This window comes from Aeromonas sp. 1HA1 (assembly GCF_029237385.1).
Classification (GTDB): domain Bacteria; phylum Pseudomonadota; class Gammaproteobacteria; order Enterobacterales; family Aeromonadaceae; genus Aeromonas; species Aeromonas popoffii.
Window position 1 is genome coordinate 12209 of sequence record NZ_JAACGC010000018.1, and the last position, 21079, is coordinate 33287.

The 21079-nt window shown below is 61.1% G+C and carries 20 protein-coding genes and 1 pseudogene; 15 read left to right on the forward strand and 6 right to left on the reverse strand.

Annotated elements, in window-relative coordinates; genetic code table 11:
* Nucleotides 1-359: 359 nt before the first annotated feature.
* The 5 genes from GWQ22_RS08085 (at nt 360) to GWQ22_RS08105 (ending at nt 5517) form a co-directional block, all read left to right on the forward strand.
* A complete protein-coding gene (locus GWQ22_RS08085; protein WP_275929981.1) occupies nt 360-1403 on the forward strand; it encodes a GMP reductase in 1044 nt (347 codons plus the stop codon).
* Between the two features lie 345 nt (nt 1404-1748).
* Nucleotides 1749-2936, forward strand: coding sequence for an elongation factor P maturation arginine rhamnosyltransferase EarP (earP, locus tag GWQ22_RS08090; protein ID WP_275929982.1), 1188 nt, complete (start codon nt 1749-1751; stop codon nt 2934-2936).
* A gap of 45 nt (nt 2937-2981) precedes the next feature.
* Complete coding sequence (efp, locus tag GWQ22_RS08095) at nt 2982-3548, forward strand: elongation factor P (RefSeq protein WP_042034694.1); 567 nt, start codon at nt 2982-2984, stop codon at nt 3546-3548.
* Between the two features lie 119 nt (nt 3549-3667).
* Nucleotides 3668-4432, forward strand: coding sequence for a DUF3530 family protein (locus GWQ22_RS08100; RefSeq protein WP_275929983.1), 765 nt, complete (start codon nt 3668-3670; stop codon nt 4430-4432).
* Nucleotides 4433-4560: 128 nt separating this feature from the next.
* Nucleotides 4561-5517, forward strand: coding sequence for a D-2-hydroxyacid dehydrogenase (locus GWQ22_RS08105; RefSeq protein WP_042034697.1), 957 nt, complete (start codon nt 4561-4563; stop codon nt 5515-5517).
* Nucleotides 5518-5598: 81 nt separating this feature from the next.
* Here the strand turns inward: GWQ22_RS08105 and GWQ22_RS08110 are convergent, their stop codons facing one another.
* Nucleotides 5599-6069, reverse strand: coding sequence for a YMGG-like glycine zipper-containing protein (locus tag GWQ22_RS08110; protein WP_042034698.1), 471 nt, complete (start codon nt 6067-6069; stop codon nt 5599-5601).
* Nucleotides 6070-6712: 643 nt separating this feature from the next.
* Here GWQ22_RS08110 and GWQ22_RS08115 point away from each other — a divergent pair.
* The gene (locus GWQ22_RS08115; protein ID WP_275929984.1) at nt 6713-7315 is read left to right on the forward strand and encodes a nitroreductase family protein; all 603 of its coding nucleotides are present in this window, start codon (nt 6713-6715) and stop codon (nt 7313-7315) included.
* Between the two features lie 110 nt (nt 7316-7425).
* Here the strand turns inward: GWQ22_RS08115 and GWQ22_RS08120 are convergent, their stop codons facing one another.
* Complete coding sequence (locus GWQ22_RS08120; protein WP_275929985.1) at nt 7426-8076, reverse strand: HAD-IA family hydrolase; 651 nt, start codon at nt 8074-8076, stop codon at nt 7426-7428.
* Nucleotides 8077-8120: 44 nt separating this feature from the next.
* A complete protein-coding gene (locus GWQ22_RS08125) occupies nt 8121-8366 on the reverse strand; it encodes a hypothetical protein (RefSeq protein ID WP_275929986.1) in 246 nt (81 codons plus the stop codon).
* 116 nt (nt 8367-8482) lie between these two features.
* On the opposite strand from GWQ22_RS08125, the gene GWQ22_RS08130 reads away from it, so the two are divergent.
* Nucleotides 8483-9391 (forward strand): LysR family transcriptional regulator, encoded by a 909-nt coding sequence (locus tag GWQ22_RS08130; protein ID WP_275929987.1) that lies wholly within the window; start codon nt 8483-8485, stop codon nt 9389-9391.
* A gap of 176 nt (nt 9392-9567) precedes the next feature.
* Here GWQ22_RS08130 and GWQ22_RS08135 read toward each other — a convergent pair whose 3' ends face one another.
* Nucleotides 9568-9774, reverse strand: coding sequence for a hypothetical protein (locus GWQ22_RS08135; protein WP_345893631.1), 207 nt, complete (start codon nt 9772-9774; stop codon nt 9568-9570).
* Between the two features lie 51 nt (nt 9775-9825).
* Nucleotides 9826-10989 (reverse strand): FAD-dependent monooxygenase, encoded by a 1164-nt coding sequence (locus GWQ22_RS08140; RefSeq protein WP_275929988.1) that lies wholly within the window; start codon nt 10987-10989, stop codon nt 9826-9828.
* A 267-nt stretch (nt 10990-11256) separates the two neighbouring features.
* On the opposite strand from GWQ22_RS08140, the gene miaB reads away from it, so the two are divergent.
* The 5 genes from miaB (at nt 11257) to lnt (ending at nt 17019) form a co-directional block, all read left to right on the forward strand.
* On the forward strand, nt 11257-12690 hold the full coding sequence (miaB, locus tag GWQ22_RS08145) for a tRNA (N6-isopentenyl adenosine(37)-C2)-methylthiotransferase MiaB (RefSeq protein WP_042034708.1): 1434 nt from the start codon (nt 11257-11259) through the stop codon (nt 12688-12690).
* 56 nt (nt 12691-12746) lie between these two features.
* Entirely contained in the window at nt 12747-13787 is a 1041-nt protein-coding gene (locus tag GWQ22_RS08150; RefSeq protein WP_275929989.1) for a PhoH family protein, read from the forward strand.
* Nucleotides 13784-14248, forward strand: a complete 465-nt coding sequence (gene ybeY, locus GWQ22_RS08155) for an rRNA maturation RNase YbeY (RefSeq protein WP_042034711.1) — start codon at nt 13784-13786, stop codon at nt 14246-14248. The genes GWQ22_RS08150 and ybeY overlap by 4 nt, the downstream gene beginning before the upstream one ends.
* 103 nt (nt 14249-14351) lie before the next feature.
* A complete protein-coding gene (gene corC, locus GWQ22_RS08160; protein ID WP_042034712.1) occupies nt 14352-15236 on the forward strand; it encodes a CNNM family magnesium/cobalt transport protein CorC in 885 nt (294 codons plus the stop codon).
* A 286-nt stretch (nt 15237-15522) separates the two neighbouring features.
* On the forward strand, nt 15523-17019 hold the full coding sequence (lnt, locus tag GWQ22_RS08165; protein ID WP_042034714.1) for an apolipoprotein N-acyltransferase: 1497 nt from the start codon (nt 15523-15525) through the stop codon (nt 17017-17019).
* A gap of 75 nt (nt 17020-17094) precedes the next feature.
* On the opposite strand, the gene GWQ22_RS08170 is transcribed toward lnt, so the two are convergent.
* Nucleotides 17095-17577: a zinc ribbon-containing protein gene (locus tag GWQ22_RS08170; protein ID WP_042034715.1), complete on the reverse strand. Its 483-nt coding sequence runs from the start codon at nt 17575-17577 to the stop codon at nt 17095-17097.
* 145 nt (nt 17578-17722) lie between these two features.
* Here GWQ22_RS08170 and leuS point away from each other — a divergent pair, with 145 nt between their 5' ends.
* The 3 genes and pseudogenes from leuS to GWQ22_RS08185 form a co-directional block, all read left to right on the forward strand.
* On the forward strand, nt 17723-20299 hold the full coding sequence (leuS, locus tag GWQ22_RS08175; protein ID WP_275929990.1) for a leucine--tRNA ligase: 2577 nt from the start codon (nt 17723-17725) through the stop codon (nt 20297-20299).
* A gap of 158 nt (nt 20300-20457) precedes the next feature.
* Nucleotides 20458-20940: an LPS assembly lipoprotein LptE gene (gene lptE, locus GWQ22_RS08180; RefSeq protein ID WP_042034717.1), complete on the forward strand. Its 483-nt coding sequence runs from the start codon at nt 20458-20460 to the stop codon at nt 20938-20940.
* A gap of 13 nt (nt 20941-20953) precedes the next feature.
* Nucleotides 20954-21064: pseudogene (locus tag GWQ22_RS08185) on the forward strand (DNA polymerase III subunit delta); the annotation flags it as partial.
* Nucleotides 21065-21079: the final 15 nt, after the last annotated feature.

Genomic DNA, 21079 nt, shown 5'->3' on the forward strand with positions numbered 1-21079 from the left:
CCGAGAGGCCAAGAATGAGGATGCAAACGGCGGCTGTCAACTGGCGAAACCCGGCGGCTGGCGGGCTTGTTCTGCCGGGGTCGGAGGCGCCACATGGGTGGGTAAAAAGACGTGATTGAGGGCTATGTTCGCAGGGAGGTTCAAGCCGAAAAACGGCGTTGGATGACACCCAGCGCCGCACTCAGGTTGTGACGCCAAAGGCTAACACAATGATGCGCGAATTATCAGTCTTGTTCTGGCGGGATTTGTGCCTACACTGTTGTAAACCGGAGGCCCTGAAAACCACCGGTTTTTTTGCGCCTGCCGAAAATTGACCACTGCAAAAGTGACTTTCAACAAGGCTCAATAAGGAATTCGTCATGCGTATCGAAGAAGACTTGAAGCTCGGTTTCAAGGATGTTCTGTTTCGCCCCAAGCGCTCTACTCTCAAGAGCCGTTCCCAAGTTAGCCTGACCCGTCAGTTCACCTTCAAGCACACCCAGACTCAATGGCAGGGCGTCCCCGTCATCGCCGCCAACATGGATACCGTCGGCAGCTTCGCCATGGCCAGAACCCTGGCCGGTTTCGAGATGATGACGGCGGTACACAAGCACTACAGCCTTGCGCAGTGGCAAACGTTCGTGAGCGAGACAGACCCGACCCTGCTCGGCCATGTTATGGTATCGACCGGCACCTCCGAAGAGGACTTCATCAAGACCCGCCAGATCCTGGCCATGTCAGCAGCCCTGCGCTTCATCTGCGTGGACGTGGCCAACGGCTACTCCCAGCATTTCGTCGAGTTCCTGCGCAAAATACGTGAAGCCTGCCCGAACCACGTCATCCTGGCCGGCAACGTGGTCACCGGCGAGATGGTGGAAGAGCTGATCCTCTCCGGCGCCGACATCGTCAAGGTCGGCATAGGCCCGGGCTCGGTCTGCACCACCAGGGTCAAGACAGGTGTCGGCTACCCCCAGCTCTCTGCCATCATAGAGTGCGCCGATGCGGCCCACGGCCTCGGTGGCCAGATCGTCGGTGACGGCGGCTGTACCTGCCCGGGGGACGTGGCCAAGGCGTTTGGCGGCGGCGCCGACTTCGTGATGCTGGGCGGCATGCTGGCAGCCCACGAGGAGTGCGGTGGCGAAGTGGTTGACGTGGATGGCGCCCCTTTTATGAAGTTCTACGGCATGAGCTCATCGAGTGCCATGGACAAGCACGCCGGCGGCGTCGCCGACTATCGCGCATCCGAGGGCAAAACCGTGCTGCTGCCCTATCGCGGCCCGGTCGAGAACACGGTGCGCGACATCCTGGGTGGCGTGCGATCCACCTGCACCTACGTCGGCGCCAGCCAACTCAAAGAGCTGACCAAACGCACCACCTTCATCCGGGTGCGTGAACAAGAGAACAACGTCTACGGCAAGGAATGAGCTGACCCCGAGAAATGAGCCGAACTCAGCACACACCACCTTCATCCGGGTGCGCGAGCAAGAGAACAACGTCTACGGCAAGGAATGAACCTGTCCCGAGAAAGGCGCTGAACTCAGCACACACCACCTTCATCCGGGGGCGCAAGCAAGAGAACAACGTCTACGGCAAGGAGTAAACCGGCCCCTGCTAGCCACGAGCGCAAAAAGCTGAGGCAAGCAGAAGGCGACGGCCCCTCTGCCAGGGGGAGCAGGGAGAAGGTCAATGCCCCCTTAGAAGCCAATCCACCGGTGTGCTACCCTGCACACCGGTTTTTTTGTATCTCTCATTTCCATCGGATCCCTGACATGACGACCTCTTCGCCACGCAATCTGCCGCCATTCGACTGGGATATCTTCTGCTGCGTCGTGGATAACTTCGGTGACATAGGCGTCACCTGGCGGCTCGCCCGCCAGCTGGAGCAGGAGGGGCATGGTAAGGTGCGGCTCTGGGTGGACGATCTGGCCAGCTTCGCCCGCATCTGCCCGGGACTCGATCCCGCGCAGGATGGCCAGTGGGTAGCCGGCATCTATATCCAGCTCTGGCACGACACCCTGCCGGCGGATGTGACGCCAGCAACGGTGGTCATAGAAGCGTTCGCCTGCAAACTGCCCGCCCCCTTTATCGATCGCATGGCCGGGCTCACACCATCCCCCTGCTGGGTCAATCTGGAGTACCTCTCGGCCGAATCCTGGGTCGAGGATTGCCACGGCCTCGCCTCGCCCCAGCGGGTCGGCAACCTGAGCCTCAACAAATACTTTTTCTTCCCGGGCTTCACGGCTAAAACCGGCGGTCTGCTCTGCGAGCGTGGGCTCATCGCCGAACGCGATCAGTGGCAACAGGATAAGGCGGGCCTTGCCGCTTACTGGGCCAGCCTCGGTTTGCCAGCGCAACAAGAGAACGAGCTGCGGGTCAGCCTCTTTACCTACGAGAGCGACGCGCTGGTGAGCCTGGTTGCAAGCTGGTGCCAAAGCCCAACCCCTGTCACCCTGCTGCTGCCGCTCGGTCGCTCGCTACAGGATGTGCTGCGCGGCGCTGGCCTTGAACAAGCTATCGCCACCGCCAAGGCGGGTGACCTGCTCCACTCGGGCAACCTCACCATCAAGCTGCTGCCCATGACCGATCAGGCTGGCTACGACCGGCTGCTGTGGAGCTGCGATCTCAATCTGGTGCGCGGCGAGGACTCCTTCGTGCGGGCCCAATGGGCCAGCCGTCCCTTCCTGTGGCACATCTACCCGCAGGAAGAGCAGGCCCACATGGTCAAGCTGGACGGTTTTCTCGATCACTACCTGGCAGACTTGCCCCCGGACGCAGCCCAGTGGCTGCGCGCCTTCAGCCACGCCCTCAATCAGGGGGAGCAGACCTGCGAACTTTGGGCCCAATGGCCCCGATATAACGCCAGTTGGCAGCAACATGGGCGAAGCTGGTCACAGAAGCTACTCACGGACGGGGATCTCGTCACGCGATTGGTGAAATTTTTAGAAAGCCGTATATAATCTGGCAGTTTTTATCCGTCCGTTTCACGAACAGGAATTTTTTACATGAAAACCGCACAGGAAATCCGCGCTGGTAACGTAGTCATGATCGGCACCGAGCCGATGGTGGTCCAGAAGGCTGAGTTCAACAAATCCGGCCGTAACTCCGCCGTGGTCAAGATGAAACTGAAGGGTCTGCTCAACGGTAGCGCGACCGAGACCGTATTCAAGGCCGACGACAAGCTGGACGTGGTTCAGCTGGAGCGTAAAGAGTGCACCTACTCTTACTTCTCCGACCCTCTGTATGTCTTCATGGACACCGAGTACAACCAGTACGACGTCGAGAAAGACAACCTGGGTGACGTGCTGAACTACCTGGTAGACGGCATGGAAGACATCTGCGAAGTGACTTTCTACAACGAGAAAGCCATCTCCGTAGAACTGCCGACCACCATAGTGCGCGAAGTTGAGTACACCGAGCCGGCCGCCCGTGGCGACACCTCCGGTAAAGTGACCAAGCCTGCCCGCCTGAAGGGCACTGCCTACGAGCTGGCTGTTGCCGCCTTCGTAGAGATCGGTGACAAGATCGAAATCGACAGCCGCACCGGCGAATTCAAGCGTCGCATCTCCTGATCGACCCCTTGAGTTGAATGCAAAAAAGCGAGCCAATGGCTCGCTTTTTTATTGATGCCATACACGCGCTTCAGAAAACCGGCCCAGTGCCGCTAACTCAGTTAACCGGGGAGCGCACTATGGCCAGATTATCCTTATCACTGCTGTTACTGACCCTGCTGGCAAGTCACGCTTCGCAGGCCAGCGACGTCGCGCCCCCCATCGCCAAGCCACAGCCCCTCGACTACTGGCAAAATAGCGACTGGCAGGGGCTACCCAACAGCATCCAGATAGACAAGCAGACGGTGCTGTTTGCCAAGCACGACAGCGACAGCTATGTCGGGCTGGCGATCCTGCTGCCGGACTGGCAGCGCAGCGGCCAGCTGTGGCAGCTGACCCGCGCCCTCGGCCAGCTTGGCTTCGATACCCTGCTGCTGCTCCCCTCCCCCCAACAGATTGAGCTGGATCCCGCTGCCGAGAAGAAACAGCAGGCCATTGATGACTTTCGCAAGCAGTTTGCCACCCGCATCAGCATGCTGGGGGACGCCAAGCTGCAGGAGGGGGGCTTCAAGCTGATACTGGCGCAGGGCACCAGCGCCGCCTGGGCCGTCAACCTCATCGCCAGCGAGCAACTGCCCGCCCCCGATGCCCTGGTGCTACTGGACGGCTTCTTCCCCAATCAGCAGAGCAATCAGACCCTGGCCAAGCAGATAGCCCAGGCCACCATGCCGACCCTGGACCTCTATCAGGAAGAGGGCGGCCGCTGGCCCCTGCTGGCCGCCGAGGCCCGCCAGAGCGAGAGCCGCCGCAGCCACAAGCTCAACTACCGTCCCTACGCCCTGATGGATCTGGATGAGACGTCAACCCGCATTCAGGGATGGCTCACCCACCTCGGTTGGCTCTGAGCCCTGCCGCCGCGCCAAAATGCTGCCTGCCTCACATCCGTCGCGATCAGATCGTCGCTGAGCCCGTTCGGGCTGGCTCCCGGACGCCCATGTTTGGCATCATGACGGCTCCAATGGCAGGAGGCGTCATGCAGCAGATAGTTTTTCTCGATAGCGATACCCTGGATGCGGGTGTCACCCTGCACCATCCCGGCTTCCCCCACCACTGGCAAAGCCATGCGAGCACGGCTCCCGAACAGGTGGTGGAGCGGCTCCGATGCGCCAGCATCGCCATCATCAACAAGGTGCGCATCGGTGCCGCCGAACTGGCCCAATTGCCGGATCTGAAACTCATCGCCCTGGCCGCCACCGGCAGCGACAACGTGGATCTGGAGGCATGCCGCGCCGCTGGCGTCGGGGTGTGCAACATCCGCAACTATTCGGGCCCCTCGGTGCCGGAGCACGCCATGGCGCTGATGCTGGCCCTGTCGCGCAATGTGTTCGCCTGGCGCCAATCTCTGCAGGAGGGGCGCTGGCAGCAGAGCGGCCAGTTCTGCTTCTTCGATCACCCCATCATGGATCTGCACGGCAAGCGGCTCGGCATCATCGGCAAGGGCACCCTGGGCCAGGCGCTCGGCGAGCGGGCCAAGGGGATCGGCATGGAGGTGCGCTACGCCCAGAGTCAGGTGGGTGCCAGTCACGATGAAGATCGGCTGCCACTGGACGCGCTGCTGCAAAGCTCGGATGTGATCAGCCTGCACTGCCCGCTCACCCCCTACACCCGTCACCTGATTGGCGAGCGGGAGCTGGCGCTGATGAAACCGGGCGCCCTGCTGATCAACGTGGGCCGGGGCGGTCTGGTGGATGAAGAGGCCTTGCTGCGGGCGCTGGCCAACGGCCGGCTCGGTGGTGCCGGCTTCGACGTGGCGAGCGTCGAGCCGCCTCCCCCCGATCACCCGCTGATGCAGGCCCTGCAATACCCCAACTTTATCCTGACCCCACACGTGGCCTGGGCCAGCGAGGAGTCGATGCAGCGTCTCGCGGATCAGCTGATCGACAACATCAACGCCTTCGCCGAGGGACGGCGCCAGCACCGGCTGGTCTGAACCACAGCATGCGAAAAGGGGCCGGTTGGCCCCTTTTGCTTATGACTCATCACTATGGTGCGCCAACCAGCACGGCTGACATCAGTCATCGTGGTGCCATCTGTGTTTCTTGTGCTTCTTGTGTTTCTTGTGATGCCTGTGCCTATCGTCGTAGTAGCGGTCGTTGTTGCTCTTGTGACCGTCTCCCGTCTTGGCACCTATGGCCGACCCACTGGCACCGCCGATGCCAGCACCGATCAGCTGGCCCGTGCTGCCTCCCACGCTCTTGCCGATGGCTGCCCCGCCCAGCGCACCGACTGCGCCCCCCAGGGCCGCTTCATTCTTGTTGCCCTTGTTGGCAGTGGCGGCGCCACCGGCCGCGCCACCGACGGCCGCTCCCACCAGGGCGCCGGTATCGCCTCCCAGCTCCTTGCCGATCATGGTGCCCGCCACGCCACCGGCACCGCCGCCGAGTATGGTGTTGAGGGTTTCCGAGGCCTGCACTGCGCCGCTCACCAGCAACAGGGAGCCCAACAGGGCCAGGGCGCTCATGCCGTGCTTTTTCATCTCCATGGGGTACTCCTGTCAAACCTGATTAATTTCCCCTGCACTATACAAATCGCCGCTCACTCCGCCAGTGGCCCCCGCGGCCTGACACCTCATACAAAAGCATCCGAGCCAGGAAAAGGTGTTCAAGATGAAAGACTAATCATATGAAAATAAAGATAAAAAAATGCTGTTCAGCACAAGGTGAGCGGTATCCCCCCCCGGCCCGAACTGTCGCAGCCCGCTACGCTCACGCCGGGATAAGACAGATATTGTCAGCGAAGGGGAGCCAGACTCACCGCCACTCTCCGGTGACGAAGAGGGATGCCAGCGATCCCGCCCCAGCCACTTGCGCTGATAGCGGCAGTCGTCGCCCGCTCGAACAGAAAGAGGGCGAACAGCCGGTGTGACCGTATCTGATGGTGAAAATACCGGATTACTCATTGATTTAAATACGCTGAACGAGGGCTAGTTGACAAAAAAGATAACAATGTGAGCGCTCTCATTCAGGCTGCGCATATGTATATCCACAAAAAGTAAAAACAGTGACCACTGTGCGTTGACGGTTAAGCGGGAAGGCGGTGTTATAGTCTATAGCTTGCACAATCGGAGCCGGATGGCCTTCTCTCTGGCCGCCGAATGCGATTATCTGTCAAACCAAGGAGATGTTATGAGCAGTCCGTTTATCGAACAGATCAAAGCACGTCGTACCATCTATGCCCTGGGCGACCAGGTCTCTCACACACCGGAGCAGCTGACGGTCCTCATCCAGGATGCCATCAAGCACAGCCCCTCCTCTTTCAACTCCCAGAGCTCCCGTGCCGTCATTCTGTTTGGCGCCCAGCACCACACGCTGTGGGACATCGTCAAGGCGGAGCTGAAGAAGATAGTACCGCCGGAGGCCTATGCGCAAAGTGAAGCCAAGGTGGATGGCAGCTTCCGGGCCGGCTTCGGTACCGTGCTCTTCTTCGAAGACACCGACGTCATCAAAGATCTGCAACAGAAATTCGCGCTGTATGCCGACAACTTCCCCATCTGGTCCGAACATGCCACCGGCATTGCCCAGTTTGCGGTCTGGACGACCCTGGCTCAGGAGAAGATCGGCGCCTCCCTGCAGCACTACAACCCGCTGATCGACGAAGCAGTGCGCAAGGAGTGGAACCTGCCCGCCAGCTGGCTGTTGCGCGCCCAGATGCCCTTTGGCAGCATCAAGCAACCGGCCGGTGACAAGACCTTTATCGACGACACCAGCCGTTTCCGCGTGTTCAAATAACGGTTGAGATAGCAAAACGCCCCCGGAGTTCGGGGGCGTTTTTATTGCGGCAGGCCGTGCTGATGGCGATAACTCATACCGCAATATGCGGCCGCCGCGCGCTCCGCCGCTCAGGCGGGCAGCGTCACTAGCAGGGACTCGCCTTCCCCCAACTCCACCTTCACCTCTCGCCAGTCGCGGATCACCGCCACCACCGCCGGATTGAGCGGCGCATCGCCCCCTACCTGCACCACGGTGCAGCCTGCATGCAGGGCGCTCTCGATACCGGCTGGCGCATCCTCGAACACCAGACAGCGAGCGGGCGGTACGCCAAGTCGCGCGGCGCCCAGCAGATAGGGTTCGGGATCGGGTTTGCCATTGGTCACCGCTTCGGCCCCCACCAGCACGGCGGGCAACGGCAAACCGGCACAATTCAGGCGATGGCGAGCAACCCGATCACTGGCGGAGGTCACGATGGCCCAACGCTGTGGCGGCAAGCGGCGCAGCAGCTCGTCACACCCGGCGATGGCCTCGCCACCGGTATGTTCCATCTCCAGCTCGTCGAGCCGCGCGGCCTCCCACTCCACATCCAGTTGCGGGGCCAGCGCCCGGATCACCTCCCGCGAGCGCATGCCGTGACACATGGCCAGCACCGGCTCGGGGGCAAGCTGATGATGCTGGCACCAGAGCCGCCACACCTTCTCCACATCACCGGTCGAGCAGACCAGGGTGCCATCCATATCGAGCAGCAGGGCGGATACCGACAAGGTGATGTTACTCATGCCGGCACTCCTTTCTGTTCTCATATCGGCGCTCATACCAGTACTCATGCAGACACCCCGGCCAACTCGGGTGCAGCGCCAGAGATCGCATCGGCAAAGGCCTGTTGCTGGGCGGCACGCTCGTAACAGGCCAGCGCCTGCTCGGCATTGCCCGCCCAGACCTGCTGGGGGGCCACCCAAAATCCCTGCTGCAACAAGCTCGCTAGCAGCTCCCCCGTCTCCGGTGCCGCCAATGGCTGGGCCATCACCAGGGTTCCCTTGATCAAAAAAAGATAACGTTGAGTCGACATGATATGGCTCCTTGTTTCAGGTCGGAGGGAGCCGCGACTCCCTTTACCGGACCATTAGAACAAGTCGATTAGATAATTTATAATCAATAAATCGCCACTTTAGATAACCATATGGAATGAAATTCGACCTGAGGCAACTGCAGGCGTTTGTGACGCTGGCCGAGACCGCCAACTACCGGGAAGCCGCCAGCCGGCTGTTCATCACCCAACCGGCCCTGACCAAGCAGATCCAGGGGCTGGAGCAGGCCCTTGGCAGCACCCTGTTCAATCGCGGTCGCCACGGCGCCGGATTAACGGCCATCGGCGCCCAGCTGCTCACCCAGGCGAGCGCACTGGTCGAACACGGCAGGGAGTTTGAAAGCCACGCGCTGGCGGTGGCGAGTGGCGTGGCCGGGCGGCTCAAGATTGGTTTCGGCCTGTCGAGCTTTGCACTGGCCCCTGCGCTGGTGGCCCGCTTCAAACAGCAGGTCACGGACGTGATGGTCCATCTGCAGGATATGCCCTCCGCCATCCAGCAGGAGCAGCTGCTCTCCGGCCAGTTGCAGCTTGGCTTTATGCGCAGGCCCCAGATACCACAGCTGCGGGAACACCGGCTGCTGATCGATCGGCTGGTGCTGGCAGTACCGACCCGGATGACCGCGCCCGATCCGGCCGCATTCGATGTCCAGCACGCCTTGGCCAGCCAGCCACTGCTGCAGATGGTGGGCCGCCGCTGTCCCGGTCTCAGCCAGCAGATCGCCGGTTTTCTCGGCGCCAACCGGCTGACGGGCATGATCCAGGAAGCCGAAGATATCCAGACCCTGGTGGCACTGGTGGCCGCAGGCATCGGCAACGCCATACTGCCGCGCAGCGTCAGCTTTATCGCAGGCTCCGATGTCACTCTCTACCCCCTCTTTGGCCCCGGCTCCGAGTGGGAAGTCAGCATGGTATGGAACCCTGATGTGGCCGACCCCATCCGGGATCACTTCGTCAGGCAGGTGATCGCCAGCCACCCCACGCCGGTATCGGCCACTCCCGAGCGCTGATACCAACGCTCACGGGCGGCCAAAACAGTGCGCCCCATAAAGGGGCGCATTCAGAATGAGAGCAGCAGCAAGGATCAACAGTTGGCGCAGTGACGGCGGTGTTTACCCGCCCCTTTGACGCAATAGAGCGCCGCATCGGGCACCGCCAGCCCTCCCTTCCCCATCCCCGTCCATCTTCATATTCGGGCAGTGTTGAGGAACCAGGTTGCCTCGTCGCAGGAGGTCATCTGGGAACAATACTCACGACCATCGCACTCATAGCGACGAGCCGGCATCTGCGAGGCGCTGGAGGCACGGCTTTCGCCGCCGACGGAGGAAACCGGCAAGGGGGCCATCGACTCGCCAGAGCAGCGGGAATAGATGGAAAATAGGCCCGCGAGCACCAGCAGTGCCTTGTTTATTAACTCAGATCCCTCGTGATGGCGCTCGGCGTCTTATACCAACCCCAGCGCATAGCGCAGCGCCATCTCCTTGACCGGGCCTGCCTTGTCCGCCAGATTGAGGGCCAGATTGCGGGCCAACTTGAGGGGACCTATCTCGTTGCTGAACACCCCGTAGAAGAGATCCATCCCCGATTGCATTAACAGGTTATCGGAGCGACGGCGACGCTCGTAACGCTCCGCCAGGGCCAGCTGATGCCAGTCGGCACCGGCCTTTTCCAGTAACCCGGCCCAGCAGGCCACGTCCTTGAAGCCGAGATTGACCCCCTGCCCCGCCAGCGGGTTGATGGTGTGGGCGGCATCGCCGAGCAGCACTACCCGACCGGCGTGATAGTCGTTGGCGTGGCGTCGTACCAGCGGGAAACTCCCCTTGGCCGTAACGGTAAACCCGCCGAGCCGGGCCGGAAAGTGGCGGCGCACCTCCTCCCCCAGCCTTTCGTTGCTCATGGCCGACAGGGCGCGAATGCGGGCCGGGCTGTCATACCACACCAGGGAGCCATGCTGGCCGGGCAGCGGCAGGAAGGCACGCGGGCCGCTCGGGGTAAATTGCTGCCAGGTGATGTCTTCCTGTGCAAACGCTGTGTCGATATTGATCAGCATACAGTGCTGGCGATACTCGAAGCGCGACACGCCTATGCCCGCCAGCTGGCGCATCTGGGATTCGGCGCCATCGCAGGCCAACACCCAGTGGGCGGCGAGTTCAGTGCCATCGTCCAGGGTCAGTACCGCCTCGTTCCCCCCCTGCTGCAGGCGAGTGACCGCCGCCGGTGTGTGGGTCTGGATGTTGGGAAAATCCTCCATCCGCTTGAGCAGGGCCAGCTGCACCAGCCGGTTTTCGATGATGTAGCCAAGCAGGGGCAGGCCCAGATCGGCCGCATTAAAACGGGTGGCAAAACCATCCAGCTCCCAGGTCTCCAGCCGGCGGTAGGGACAGAGTCGCATCTGCTGCAGGTGCGACCAGGCGCCAGCCTGAGCCAGCAACGCCACCGAGGCCTGGCTGATAGCGGAAACCCGCAGATCCAGCGGCTGCGAGCAGGCGTATTGCTCGGGCAATTGGGTCTCTATCACCCGAATGGAGAGGCCCTGCGCCGCCAGCAGACAGGCGGTAGCGGCACCGACCATGCCAGCGCCGACAATAGCGATATCACACTGTTCCATAACTTGATTCCTGAAAGGGGACGCCCCGGACAAGGGTAGACGGGGCCAAACCGAATGGAGACATGATACCGCAAGGGACCGGCAGAAACAGTGAGACAATTTGCGAATTGCCACGCAAAATCAAGGAGAAAGCCCGAGCAAATACCGGCCGGCCAAGAGGGAGAGAGCCCCATGACGGGCTGGATATTAGCTAGGCAGTATCCAGATTGCGGAGTAAAATGCCCGGTCCTTTGACCATGCCGATTTCAACACAAGTCAAGAGAAGCAATGAGCAAGAAACTTCACATTAAAACCTGGGGTTGCCAGATGAACGAGTACGACTCGTCCAAGATGGCCGACCTGTTGGATGCCAGCAATGGCTATGAACTGACCGAGGAGCCCGAAGAGGCAGATGTCTTGCTGCTGAATACCTGCTCCATCCGCGAAAAAGCACAGGAGAAGGTGTTCCATCAGCTGGGGCGCTGGAAAAAACTCAAGGCCAACAAGCCCGGTCTGGTGATCGGTGTGGGTGGCTGTGTCGCCTCTCAGGAGGGGGACAACATTCGCACTCGCGCCCCCTATGTGGATATCGTCTTCGGTCCCCAGACACTGCATCGCCTGCCCGCCATGATCAAGCAGGTGCAGGAAGGCCGGGGTGCCCAGGTGGACATCGCCTTCCCCGAGATCGAAAAATTCGACAACATGCCGGAACCCCGTGCCGAAGGCGCCACTGCGTTCGTCTCCATCATGGAAGGCTGCTCCAAATACTGCTCCTTCTGCGTGGTGCCCTACACCCGTGGCGAGGAGGTGAGCCGGCCGATGGACGACGTGCTCTACGAAATCGCCCAGCTCGCCGAACAGGGCGTGCGCGAGGTGAACCTGCTGGGCCAGAACGTCAACGCCTACCGGGGCCCGACCTTTGATGGCAGCATCTGCTCCTTCGCCGAGCTGCTGCGACTGGTCGCTGCCATCGATGGTATAGACCGTATTCGCTACACCACCAGTCACCCGATCGAGTTCACCGACGACATCATCGAGGTCTACAAGGACACGCCGGAATTGGTCAGCTTCCTGCACCTGCCGGTGCAAAGTGGTTCGGATCGCATCCTGACCATGATGAAGCGCCCGCATACCGTGCTGGAGTACAAGTCCAAGATCCGTCGCCTGCGCGCCGCCCGTCCCGACATCACCATCAGTTCCGACTTCATCGTCGGCTTCCCGAACGAGACGGACGAGGATTTCGAGGCCACCATGAAGCTTATCGAAGAGATCAACTTCGACATGAGCTTCAGCTTCATATATAGCCCGCGCCCCGGCACGCCGGCCGCCGACATGCCCGACGACGTCGACATGGAAGTGAAAAAGGCCCGGTTGGCACGGCTGCAGCATGTCATCAACAACCAGTCGATGCAGATTGGCCGTGCCATGCTGGGCTCCACCCAGCGCATCCTGGTGGAAGGTCCCTCCCGGCTCGACCCCATGCAGCTGTGTGGCCGCACCGAGAACAACCGGGTGGTCAACTTCGAAGGGCTGCACACCCTGATCGGCGGCTTTGCCGACGTGGAGATCACCGAGGTACGCCCCAACTCCCTGCGCGGTCGTTTTATCCGCGGCGAGGATGAGATGAACCTGCGCATTGCCACGGCGCCACGCGAGATCCTGGCACGCCGTCCAGACAACGTGCCGGACGAGCTGGGCGTAGCCGCCTTCACTCCCCACTAATCTCTTCGTGCCCATCTGGCCTGGCCTGATGGGCACTGCATCAAGACGAGGATATTTTGAGCCGACATATCTCGACCCTGAACCTGCATCTGGAGCCCGCCGACAATCAGCGCCTCGCCAGCCTGTGCGGTCCCTTCGATGACAACATCAAGCAGCTGGAACGCCGCCTCGGCGTCGAGATCAGCTACCGTGACAGCCACTTCCAGTTGGTGGGCAAACCGGCCCAGCTGGATGCCGCAGCCGTCATCCTCAAGCACCTCTATGTGGAAACCCAGCCCCTCAAGGGCGGCAAGGTGACCGACATAGTGCCAGAGATGGTGCACCTGGCCATTCAGGAGTCGCGGGTGCTGGAGCAAGATGACGAACCGGCCGCCAGCGTCCCCCATGGCAAGGAGGTGACTGTCAAGACCAAGCGCGGCCTCATCAAACCACGCAGCCCCAATCAGGCGCAGTACATCGCCAACATAGTCCAGCACGACATCAGCTTCGGCATAGGCCCGGCCGGTACCGGCAAGACCTATCTGGCGGTGGCAGCGGCGGTAGACGCGCTGGAGCGTCAGGAGATACGCCGCATCCTGCTGACCCGCCCGGCGGTGGAAGCGGGCGAGAAGCTCGGTTTTCTGCCCGGCGATCTCTCCCAAAAGGTCGATCCTTATCTGCGCCCGCTCTACGACGCCCTGTTCGAGATGCTGGGCTTTGAGCGGGTCGAGAAGCTGATGGAGCGCAACATCATCGAGGTAGCGCCGCTCGCCTACATGCGCGGTCGCACCCTCAACGATGCCTTTATCATCCTGGATGAGGCCCAGAACACCACCACGGAGCAGATGAAGATGTTCCTGACCCGCATCGGCTTCAACTCCAAGGCGGTGGTCACCGGCGACATCACCCAGGTGGATCTGCCGCGCAGCACCAAGTCCGGCCTGCGCCATGCCCTGGAAGTGCTGCAAGGGGTCGACGGCCTGTCGTTCAACTTCTTTGAATCCAAAGACGTGGTACGCCATCCGGTGGTCGCCCGTATCGTGCAGGCCTACGAGGCGTTCGACGCCAAACAGGCCGAGTCCATCCCTGCCAAAGCCCATAAAGAGAGTGCCCAATGAGTGTGACCCTGGATCTGCAACTGGCCTGCGCTCAGACGGAAGATCTGCCGAGCGAAGCCAGGCTGCAAGGCTGGCTTGACGGCACCATACTGGGCTTTCAGCAAGAGGCAGAGGTGACGGTGCGCATCGTTGACGAGGCGGAGAGCCGCGAGCTCAACCTCACCTATCGCGGCAAGGACAAGCCCACCAATGTGCTCTCCTTCCCGTTCGAGGCGCCACCCGGCATGGAACTGCCGCTGCTCGGCGATCTCGTCATCTGCCGCCAGGTGGTGGAACAGGAAGCTGTTGAGCAGAACAAACCGCTGGAGGCCCACTGGGCCCACATGGTTGTGCACGGCAGTCTGCATCTGCTAGGTTATGACCATATCGAGGATGAGGAAGCCGAAGAGATGGAAGCGCTTGAGCGCGACATCATGCAGGAACTCGGTTTTGCCGACCCTTATCTGAACGACGAAGAGTAAACGCGTAAAGGACGGGACAGTCATCGCCTTGAAACAGCCGATGGCCATCCTTATATCACCAAGACAATTCCAAATGTGTTCAAGCGAGTAACCAAGAGAAAAAATGACCGACGATCACCCTAGTACCGGCTCGCCGAAGAAAACCTGGCTCGACAAACTCAGCCAACTCTTCCAGGGCGAGCCAAAAGACCGCAACGATTTGGTGGATGTGATAGCCGATGCCGAGGAGCGCGATCTTATCGATCAGGACACCAAGGACATGATTGAAGGCGTGCTCGAAATTGCCGAGCTGCGCGTTCGCGACATCATGATCCCCCGCTCCCAGATGGTCACCATAGAGAAGTCCCAGCCGGTGGACGACATCTTGCCCGTGATCATCGAATCCGGTCACTCCCGCTTCCCGGTGATCAACGAAGACAAGGATCATGTGGAGGGCATCTTGCTCGCAAAGGATCTGCTGCCGTTCGGGTTTGGCGGCCATCACGCCAGCGAGCCGCTGCAGCTCGAAAAAATCTTGCGCCCTACCGTGATCGTGCCCGAGAGCAAGCGGGTCGACCGTCTGCTCAAGGAGTTTCGTGAAGAACGCTACCACATGGCCATCGTCGTGGACGAGTTTGGTGGCGTCTCGGGTCTGGTGACCATTGAAGACATACTGGAGCTCATCGTCGGCGAGATCGACGACGAGTTTGATGACATCGAAGATGAGCCGGACGAGATCCGCCGCATCAGCAAGCGGGTCTTCTCGGTCAGCGCCCTCACCGAGATCGAGGATTTCAACGACTTCTTCGGCACCCAGTTCAGCGATGAAGAGGTGGATACGGTGGGCGGTCTGGTGATGCACGCCTTCAGCCACCTGCCGAAAAAGGGCGAGGAGATAGAGCTGGACGGCTACCTGTTCAAGGTGATGCACGCCGACAGGCGCCGCCTGCAGCAGCTGCAGGTGAAGATCCCCGACAACCATGTCGCGGCCCAGTCTGAAGCCCAGTAAATTCAGCGCGGCCCCCAGCCAGCCGTGAAGCATCAGCGCCCCGATCGTCGGGGCGCTTGCCATTTGGCCACAGGAGAAGGTAACCCTACCCTCTGACCCCGCACGTCATCCTTTGCCCGGCACGCCGCCCTTTATTTCCCGTTTCCCGCCCGGTGGCGCCCACCACAGCCGGGAGGCTCGCCGTTGACCGTATTTACAGGTTAAGATACCGGCCAATCAACCTGTTGCAGTCCAATCCGAGCCTCTATTGCCCGTGAAATCGAAACTCCTGACAAGCCTCTGTGCCATGGCATCCGGCGCGCTCGCCGTGCTGGCCTTCTCCCCGTTTAACTACTGGCCGCTGGTGATCCTGTCCCTGCTCGGCCTCTATGCCCTGCTGGACAAGGCCAACCCCAGGCAGGCAGCCTGGCGTGGCTTTGGCTATGCCATGGGTCTGTTTCTGCCCGGGCTCTGGTGGATCCACGTCAGCATGACCATGTTTGGCGGCATACCACTGCCGGTCGCCTTCGTGCTGCTGGTCGGGCTGTCGGCCTATCTGGCGCTCTACCCGACTCTGGCCTGCTGGGCCTTCGCCCGCTTCTTCAGTGGTCGTCACTGGAGCCGCTGGCTGCTCGCCTTCCCGGCGCTCTGGCTGGTGGCCGACTGGTTGCGCGGCTGGGTGATGACAGGCTTCCCCTGGCTCTGGTTTGGTTACAGCCAGATCGACGGGCCGCTCAAGGGCCTGGCCCCCATCCTGGGGGTGCAGGGCATCACGCTGGCACTGCTACTGTCGGCCTCCGCTCTCTGGCTGGTGTGGCAGAGCCGCAAGCCGGTCTGGCTGCTGCTGCCCGTCGCGCTGATCGGTGCCGCTCAGGGGCTGATGCAGATCAACTGGGTGACCCGGGGCGAGCCGGTCAAGGTCGCCCTGGTGCAGGGCAACATAGCGCAGTCTCTCAAATGGGATCCCGAGGCGCTGGTACCGACGGTGCGCAAGTATCAGGATCTCAGCCGCGAGCACCAGGATGCCGACATCATCATCTGGCCGGAATCGGCGATCCCGGCCATCGAGAAGGAGATGGGCAACTACCTGGATAGCCTGGACAAGGCAATGAAGGTGAACGACACCGGCCTGCTGGTGGGCATCATTCATTATGATTTCGAGCAGCAGCGCTTCTTCAATACCGTGCTGGGCATGGGGGTGCAGGACGCGGATGGCAAGGAGTCGTATCACTATGGGCACCAGAACCGCTACTACAAGCACCACCTGCTGCCCATCGGCGAGTTCGTGCCGTTTGAAGATCTGCTGCGTCCCATCGCGCCCCTCTTCAACCTGCCCATGTCCTCCTTCAGTCGCGGGAATGCGCAGCAGCCGAACCTGATCGCCAAGGGGTTCAAGTTCGCCGTCGCCATCTGCTACGAGATCATCTTCCCGGACGAAGTGCGCCGCAACGTGCAGCCGGATACCGACTTCCTGCTGACCATCTCCAACGATGCCTGGTTCGGCACCAGTATCGGTCCCTGGCAGCACATGGAAATAGCCCGCATGCGCGCGCTGGAGCTGGCTCGCCCGCTGCTGCGCAACACCAACACCGGCATCACCATAGTCACCGAGATCGACGGCAGCATCATAGCCCAGCTCCCGCAGTTCGAGGCCGGGGTGCTGAGAGCCGAGGTGCGTCCAGCCCACGGTTCGACCCCCTACCTTCGCTTTGGCAGCTGGCCGCTGTACGGGCTGACGGCCCTGCTGCTCGGTCTGGCACTGGCATTGCGCCCCCGTGCTCATCCCTGGGCCCGCGAGCTCTGAACCGGCAGTCCGGCTCATCGCTGAATACAAGAGGCGCCCCCTGGGCGCCTCTTTCCATCTGGTTATCTGACGGGATCAGGGCGAGAGCGGCTCGCGGTGATACTCGTAACCGCCGCACTCGGGGCAGGTATCCAGCGGCTGTGGATGCAGCACAGTATGGCGCCAGCCACACTGCTCGCACACCATGACGCCGAGGCCCACCCAGTCACCCGCCTCGTACACCCCCTTGTGCTCCAGCTCGTCGGCCAGCTCGCGCCACTCCACCTGGGCGCGGTCGGTCACGTCCGCCAGCCAGGACCAGGCGGTATCTTTGAGAGCCAGCATAAAGGCAGACTCCTCCACCTCGGCGCGCCCCTCGTCATAGTTGCCCAGATCCCGCTTCACGTACTCGGCAATCAGCGCCAGCTCATCCTGAGTCAGGTCACCGGCCGCCTCCAGATAGGCCTGCACCTTGGCGATCATCCGGTTGAGGCGCTCCCCCTGAAACTCTTCAGTCTCTTGCCACTGTTTTTGCAACTCGGCAATGAAGGCTTCGTACCCTTTTTGACGCTTGTCCATGGTCGTTACTCCTCTACTGAACCCTGATCATGCCCGGCATAAGGGCTGACGGATGCTGGCGGTTGTTGCCGCCGCTGGATATGGGTATTCTATTGCGATTTCCCAGCTGATTTATCTATTCATTTCACAGATCCGGATGTCACCAATGCAAGAGCAATACGTTCCCCAATCCATAGAACCAGCAGTGCAACAGCACTGGGATGCCAAGAAAACCTTCAAGGCGGTGGAGAAAGTAGACAAGGAAAAGTTCTACTGTCTCTCCATGTTCCCCTATCCGTCTGGTCGTCTACATATGGGGCACGTTCGCAACTACACCATAGGTGATGTGATCTCCCGTTATCAACGCCTCAATGGCAAGAACGTGCTGCAACCCATAGGTTGGGACGCATTCGGTCTGCCGGCGGAGAACGCCGCAGTCAAAAACAACACGGCACCGGCCCCCTGGACCTACGAAAACATCGAATACATGAAGAACCAGCTGAAGATGCTGGGGCTGGGCTATGACTGGGATCGCGAGCTGGCGACCTGCAAGCCGGATTACTACCGCTGGGAGCAGTGGTTCTTCACCAAGCTGTACGAGAAGGGGCTGGTCTACAAGAAAACCTCCTCCGTCAACTGGTGCCCGAACGACATGACGGTACTGGCCAACGAGCAGGTGATCGACAACTGCTGCTGGCGCTGCGACACCCCGGTGGAGCAGAAAGAGATCCCCCAGTGGTTCATCAAGATCACCGACTACGCCGAAGAGCTGCTCAGCGATATCGACAATCTGGACGGCTGGCCGGAGATGGTCAAGACCATGCAGCGCAACTGGATTGGCCGCTCCGAAGGGGTCAACATCAGCTTCGCCATCGACGGTCAGGCTGAGCAGCTGGAAGTCTACACCACCCGTCCGGACACCTTCATGGGCGTCACCTATGTCGGTATCGCCGCCGGTCACCCGCTGGCGCTGCAGGCTGCTGCGACCAATCCGGAGCTGGCCGCCTTTATCGACGAGTGCAAGAACACCAAGGTAGCCGAAGCTGAGCTGGCCACCATGGAGAAGAAGGGCATGGCCACCGGCCTCTATGCCATTCACCCGCTGGATGGCCGCAAGGTGCCGGTCTGGGTCGCCAACTTCGTGCTGATGAACTACGGCACCGGCGCCGTGATGGCGGTTCCGGGTCACGACCAGCGCGACCATGAGTTCGCCACCAAATATGGCCTCGACATCAAGGCGGTCATCAAGCCAGCCGATGGCGAGGTGGATGTGAGCGAAGCCGCTTACACCGAGAAGGGCGTGCTGTTCGCCTCCGGCGAGTTCGACGGTCTCGAGCTCCAGGCAGCTTTCGATGCCATCGCCAGCAAGCTGGAAGCGCTCGGCAAGGGCAAGCGCACCGTCAACTTCCGTCTGCGTGACTGGGGCGTCTCCCGTCAGCGTTACTGGGGTGCCCCCATCCCGATGCTGACCCTGGCGGACGGCACCGTCGTGCCGACCCCGGAAGATCAACTGCCGGTACTGCTGCCGGAAGATGTGGTGATGGACGGTATCCAGAGCCCGATCAAGGCCGACGCCGAGTGGGCCAAGACCACTTACAAGGGTCAGGAAGCGTTCCGCGAGACTGATACCTTCGACACCTTCATGGAGTCCTCCTGGTATTACGCTCGCTACTGCTCCCCCGACTACGACAAGGGCATGCTGGACCCGGCTGCTGCCAACCACTGGCTGCCGGTGGATCAGTACATCGGCGGCATCGAGCACGCCTGTATGCACCTGCTCTACGCCCGCTTCTTCCACAAGCTGCTGCGTGACGCAGGGCTGGTGAACAGCGACGAGCCGTTCAAGCGTCTGCTCTGCCAGGGCATGGTGCTGGCCGACGCCTTCTACTACAAAGACGAAAAAGGCGGCAACGTCTGGGTCAGCCCGACCGACGTCAAGGTCGAGCGTGACGAGAAAGGTCGCATCACCAAGGCCATCGACCTTGAGGGCCGTGAAGTGATCCACTCCGGCATGACCAAGATGTCCAAGTCCAAGAACAACGGCATAGACCCGCAGCTGATGGTGGAGCGTTACGGCGCCGATACCGTCCGTCTGTTCATGATGTTCGCCTCCCCGGCCGAGATGACCCTGGAGTGGTCCGACTCCGGCGTGGAGGGGGCCCAGCGCTTCCTGCGTCGCCTGTGGCGCACCACCTTCGAGCACGTCTCTGGTGGCGCTGTTGCCGCACTGGATGTGGCGGCTCTCACCAACGAGCAGAAAGCGGTACGCCGTGAACTGCACAAGACCATCGCCAAGGTGAGCGACGACGTGGGTCGCCGTCAGACCTTCAACACCGCCATCGCCGCCATCATGGAGCTGATGAACAACCTCTCCAAGCTGGGCTGTGACGAGCAGGACCGCGCCCTGATGCAGGAAGCACTGGAAGCTGTGGTAATCATGCTCTCCCCCATCACCCCGCACATCGGCTTCGAGCTGTGGAAGATGCTGGGCAAGGGTGACGACGTGGATCACGCTGCATGGCCGGTGGCCGATGACGCGGCCATGGTCGAGACCGAGAAGCTGGTGGTGGTGCAGATCAACGGCAAGATGCGCGGCAAGCTGACCGTACCGGCCGAGATCAGCCAGGCTGATGTCGAGAAGCTGGCCATGGCCGATGCCTCGGTGCAGAAATTCACCGATGGTCTGACGGTTCGCAAGGTCGTCTATGTGCCGGGCAAGCTGCTCAATATTGTCGCTAACTGATGGTAGCGAGGACCTCGTCCCCCCCTTGCCAGGGAGGGCGCATGTTGCGCCTCCCCGTGCAAAGGGGAGACAGGGAAGAGGTCCGCTGATCGTTGCCAACGAGGATGACGGCGGGCCCTGCGCCCGCCGTGCTTCACTTTATGCAAAGAGGATTTCATATGGGCACCCCCCTCATTCGCTGGATGGCTATCGTGCTGATGGGCCTGCTGTTGCAGGCTTGCGGTTTTCAGATGCGAGGCACGGCAATCCCGCCCGAGTTGATGACCATGAAGGTGGTCGGTGACAACAAGAGCGACTTATACCGACTGGTCACCACCCGCCTCAAGGCGGCGGGCGTCAAGCTCGCCGACAAAGAGGGCATACCTGTGCTGACCCTGTCCGGTGTCAGCAGCACCAGCCAGGTTGCCTCGGTCGACGCCATCGGCCAGGCCCGTGAATACTTGCTGGGCTACAACACCCAGTTCACCGTCTCCATGCCGGGCAAGCCGACCCAGGTCTTCCCCATCACCTTCAACCGCAGCTTCCTGAACAAGCCGGATGCGGCGCTGGCCTCTTCCCGCGAGCAGGAGCAGCTTGGCAAGGAGATGCAGGAGCAGGCCGCGAACTTGGTTATCCGCCAGCTGAGCCAGCTCAAGTTCTGATGCGAGTATCTTGATGAGAGTCTATCCCGAGCAGTTTGCGGATCACCTCAAGGCAGGGCTCAAGCCCTGCTACCTCGTTTTTGGTGACGAGCCCCTGCTCAAGCTGCAAGAGCAGGCCATCGACCTTGCGACCCACCTA

What these genes read in the sequence shown, in the direction of transcription:
- GWQ22_RS08110 (WP_042034698.1), bottom strand. Translation starts at nt 6,069, where the DNA reads ATGGAGATGAAAAAGCACGGCATGAGCGCCCTGGCCCTGTTGGGCTCC.
- leuS (WP_275929990.1), top strand. Translation starts at nt 17,723, where the DNA reads ATGCAAGAGCAATACGTTCCCCAATCCATAGAACCAGCAGTGCAACAG.
- ybeY (WP_042034711.1), top strand. Translation starts at nt 13,784, where the DNA reads ATGAGTGTGACCCTGGATCTGCAACTGGCCTGCGCTCAGACGGAAGAT.
- GWQ22_RS08125 (WP_275929986.1), bottom strand. Translation starts at nt 8,366, where the DNA reads ATGTCGACTCAACGTTATCTTTTTTTGATCAAGGGAACCCTGGTGATG.
- miaB (WP_042034708.1), top strand. Translation starts at nt 11,257, where the DNA reads ATGAGCAAGAAACTTCACATTAAAACCTGGGGTTGCCAGATGAACGAG.
- earP (WP_275929982.1), top strand. Translation starts at nt 1,749, where the DNA reads ATGACGACCTCTTCGCCACGCAATCTGCCGCCATTCGACTGGGATATC.
- GWQ22_RS08085 (WP_275929981.1), top strand. Translation starts at nt 360, where the DNA reads ATGCGTATCGAAGAAGACTTGAAGCTCGGTTTCAAGGATGTTCTGTTT.
- GWQ22_RS08120 (WP_275929985.1), bottom strand. Translation starts at nt 8,076, where the DNA reads ATGAGTAACATCACCTTGTCGGTATCCGCCCTGCTGCTCGATATGGAT.
- corC (WP_042034712.1), top strand. Translation starts at nt 14,352, where the DNA reads ATGACCGACGATCACCCTAGTACCGGCTCGCCGAAGAAAACCTGGCTC.
- lptE (WP_042034717.1), top strand. Translation starts at nt 20,458, where the DNA reads ATGGGCACCCCCCTCATTCGCTGGATGGCTATCGTGCTGATGGGCCTG.
- GWQ22_RS08140 (WP_275929988.1), bottom strand. Translation starts at nt 10,989, where the DNA reads ATGGAACAGTGTGATATCGCTATTGTCGGCGCTGGCATGGTCGGTGCC.
- lnt (WP_042034714.1), top strand. Translation starts at nt 15,523, where the DNA reads ATGGCATCCGGCGCGCTCGCCGTGCTGGCCTTCTCCCCGTTTAACTAC.
- efp (WP_042034694.1), top strand. Translation starts at nt 2,982, where the DNA reads ATGAAAACCGCACAGGAAATCCGCGCTGGTAACGTAGTCATGATCGGC.
- GWQ22_RS08115 (WP_275929984.1), top strand. Translation starts at nt 6,713, where the DNA reads ATGAGCAGTCCGTTTATCGAACAGATCAAAGCACGTCGTACCATCTAT.
- GWQ22_RS08170 (WP_042034715.1), bottom strand. Translation starts at nt 17,577, where the DNA reads ATGGACAAGCGTCAAAAAGGGTACGAAGCCTTCATTGCCGAGTTGCAA.
- GWQ22_RS08105 (WP_042034697.1), top strand. Translation starts at nt 4,561, where the DNA reads ATGCAGCAGATAGTTTTTCTCGATAGCGATACCCTGGATGCGGGTGTC.
- GWQ22_RS08130 (WP_275929987.1), top strand. Translation starts at nt 8,483, where the DNA reads ATGAAATTCGACCTGAGGCAACTGCAGGCGTTTGTGACGCTGGCCGAG.
- GWQ22_RS08100 (WP_275929983.1), top strand. Translation starts at nt 3,668, where the DNA reads ATGGCCAGATTATCCTTATCACTGCTGTTACTGACCCTGCTGGCAAGT.